5 protein-coding genes and 1 pseudogene are annotated in these 3,146 nt (G+C 39.6%); all 6 read left to right on the plus strand.

Annotated elements, in window-relative coordinates; all coding sequences use genetic code 11:
- Positions 1 to 42 precede the first annotated feature (42 nt).
- Positions 43 to 606: a hypothetical protein gene (locus ACFILO_RS09090; RefSeq protein ID WP_375678182.1), complete on the plus strand. Its 564-nt coding sequence runs from the start codon at positions 43 to 45 to the stop codon at positions 604 to 606.
- Entirely contained in the window at positions 603 to 1,064 is a 462-nt protein-coding gene (locus ACFILO_RS09095; RefSeq protein WP_375678183.1) for a hypothetical protein, read from the plus strand. Before ACFILO_RS09090 ends, ACFILO_RS09095 begins: the two co-directional genes overlap by 4 nt.
- Before the next feature lie 5 nt (positions 1,065 to 1,069).
- Positions 1,070 to 1,759: a hypothetical protein gene (locus ACFILO_RS09100; RefSeq protein WP_375678184.1), complete on the plus strand. Its 690-nt coding sequence runs from the start codon at positions 1,070 to 1,072 to the stop codon at positions 1,757 to 1,759.
- Complete coding sequence (locus ACFILO_RS09105) at positions 1,756 to 2,211, plus strand: hypothetical protein (RefSeq protein WP_375654207.1); 456 nt, start codon at positions 1,756 to 1,758, stop codon at positions 2,209 to 2,211. The genes ACFILO_RS09100 and ACFILO_RS09105 overlap by 4 nt, the downstream gene beginning before the upstream one ends.
- A 72-nt stretch (positions 2,212 to 2,283) precedes the next feature.
- Positions 2,284 to 3,078 carry an ERF family protein gene (locus ACFILO_RS09110; RefSeq protein ID WP_375678185.1) on the plus strand — a complete coding sequence of 265 codons (795 nt, stop codon included), beginning with the start codon at positions 2,284 to 2,286 and terminating at the stop codon, positions 3,076 to 3,078.
- 1 nt (position 3,079) lies between these two features.
- Positions 3,080 to 3,146, plus strand: a pseudogene (locus tag ACFILO_RS09115) (exonuclease); the annotation flags it as partial.

The raw sequence follows: 3,146 nt of genomic DNA on the forward strand, positions 1-3,146 counted from the left end.
GGATATTGATGGCGATAACGTCATGTCCACTGGAGAAAAAGCATGGTGAAAAAATACGAACTTACTGATGAAACAATCGAAGTTGATGGCAAAATCCTTCACCGCATTCGTGCACTGAGAGATTTGGGGGACGTCAAGAAAGGTGATCTTGGCGGCTATATCGAGAAAGAAGACAATCTAAGTCATCATGGTAATTGCTGGATTGGGGATTATGCAAAAGTCTATGGTAATGCCAAGGTTTTTGGTAATGCTAAGGTTTACGAAAATGCACAAGTTTACGGTTATGCACATGTTTACGGCAATTCTCGTATTTATGGCAAAGCAAAAGTTTTCGATGAACCATGCATTTACGGTCATGCAGAAGTTTACGGTGATGCATATATTTGCGGTGAACCGCACGTTTTTGATAATGCAGAAGTTTATGGCAATGCACAAGTTTACGAAGAGCCATACATTTACGATAGGGCGCGTGTTTACGGCAATGCAGAAGTTTCCGGTGATGCGCATGTTTACGGTCATGCAAAAATTTACGGTGCAGCATGTGTATGTTGGGACGACTGGATTGATGGCAATAAAAGAATCTCAACTGGAGAAAAGACCAGATGAAAAAATACGAATTTACTGATGAAAAAACTGTGTTTGATGGAAGAACTCTTCACCGAATTAGAGCATTAAGAGACTTTGGATATGTCAAAAAAGGTGACCTAGGCGGTTTTATAGAAAAAGAGAGCAACTTAAGCCATAAGAGAGACTGTTGGATTTTTGGCAATGCACAAGTTTACGATAATGCCAAAGTTTATGATGATGCGCGGGTTTATGGGAATGCACAAGTTTATGGCAATGCACAAGTTTATGATTATGCCGAAGTTGGTGGTGCTTCTGTTGGAGATAATGCCAAGGTTTTTGACTATGCGCGGATTTATGGGAATTCTGCTATAGGGGAAAGTGTACACGTTTACGGAAATGCTAAAATTTACAATCAAGCATATATTTGCTGTCGTGTAGACATTGCTGGAAATTGTAAAATTAGTGGCTCCACCGTAATCGTAGAACGTGAGAAATAGTAATCATGGAAAAAAAATACGAATTTACTGATGAAACAATCGAAGTTGATGGCAAAATCCTTCACCGCATTCGTGCACTGAGAGATTTGGGGGACGTCAAGAAAGGTGATCTTGGCGGCTATATTGAGACTGAAGAGAACCTATCGCATGAGGACTATTGTTGGGTTGCGGATAATGCATGTATTTATGACAATGCACTAGTTTCCGATAAGGCACAAGTTTTTGGCAATGCACGTGTTTATAACAATGCACGCGTTATCGATTATGTAGAAGTTTACGGTAATGCCAAAGTTTATGATGATGCGCTGGTTTTTGATGGTGCTAGGATTTTTGATGATGCACATGTTTACGAGAGCGCACGCGTTTACTACGGGGCATGCGTTTACGGTCGTGCAGAAATTTACGGTGAGACACACGTTTACGGTAAGGCACACGTTTACGGTAAGGCAGAGGTTTACGATTGTGCACGCGTTTTCGATGAAGCACGTGTTTACGGTAAGGCAGAGGTTTACGGTTATGCATGCGTTTCCGATAAGGCAGAAGTTTACGATTGTGCACGCGTTTTCGATGAAGCACGTGTTTATGGTAAGGCAGAGGTTTACGGTTATGCATGCGTTTCCGATAAGGCAGAAGTTTACCGTAGCGCACACGTTGATGACTATAACGCCATCTCAACTGGAGAAAAGACCAGATGAAAAAATACGAACTTACTGATGAAACAATTCAGTTTGATGGATACCTTACGCTTTACCGCATACGTGCATTAAAAGATTTTGGTGATGTTAAGGCTGGGGACCTTGGGGGCTTTGTAGAGTATGAAGACAATTTAAGTCAAAAAGACGATTGCTGGATTTATAATGATGCCAAGGCGTATTGTTGTGCCAAGATTTACGATAGTGCTAAGGTTTATGATAAAGCACAAATTGGTGATTGTGCCGAGATTTTTGGCAATGCAAAAATTTATAATAACGTCAAAATATATGATGGACATATTTTTGGACACACACAAATTTATGGAAATGTGATTATTTATGCCGATTCAAGAATTTATGGCAATGTAAAAATTTATGATAATTCAGAAGATTGTAAACAAACTATGACCGCCCAGAACGGCAACTCTTCAACAAAAGACGACATTCCTTTCTAGCAACACAAACCAACTTTTAACACAAGCGTGATTCACGCCACGGGTGAATTGCGCGCAATGTAGGAAATCAAGATGAGTGAACAAAACACTAACCTAATAGAAATTGAAGAAACACATCATGTAGCCGTCGAACAAACTGTCATGGAACGTATTTTAAATAAAGCCTTAGACAGTGACGTCGATATGGATCGCTTAGAGCGTCTTCTTGATTTAAGAGAACAAGAGATAAAACGACAAGAGCGCCAAAATTTTGTCCGTGATCTTTCGGCTGTGCAAATGGAATATAAAAATATCGAACAAAACGCCATTAATAACCATACAAACAGCAAATACGCTACACTTGATCAGTACATTGATGCTGTAAAGAAAGGGCTTGCAACATACAAATTTGCTTTGTTTTATCGTATTAAAAATCAAACAGAAAAAAACGTTACCATAGAAATAACTCTGTCTCATCCTTCAGACAATCAAATCTCAACAGAAGGAACATTTCCAATTGACAGTACAGGCTCTAAAAATAGCATACAATCACTTGGTTCCACACTTACCTACGCACGAAGATACCTATTAGGCATGCTTCTTAATTTAGCAAGTAAAGAAGACGATACAGATGGAAACCCGCCTATTAAAAAGGCTTTTCCACAACAGATCAATGAAATCAGAAGACTTGTCGTACAAACCCAAACAGAAGAAGAAAAAATACTTGCTTATGTCAACGTCAAAAAGCTCGACGATATGTCTGAAGGACAAGCACAAACGGTATTACATCTTTTGAAAGATAAACAAAACAGGCAAAAGGCAGAAACAGATTCTACTATACAAGATGCCGATATAGCAACGCCACAAGAGCAACAAACGGCGGTGTGAGATGGAACAAAGAACAGCAGAATGGTTTCAAGCGCGCTTGGGTAAAGTCACCGCATCTAATGTTTACA

The organism is Bartonella sp. AP72JLCBS, from assembly GCF_042195705.1.
Lineage (GTDB): Bacteria > Pseudomonadota > Alphaproteobacteria > Rhizobiales > Rhizobiaceae > Bartonella.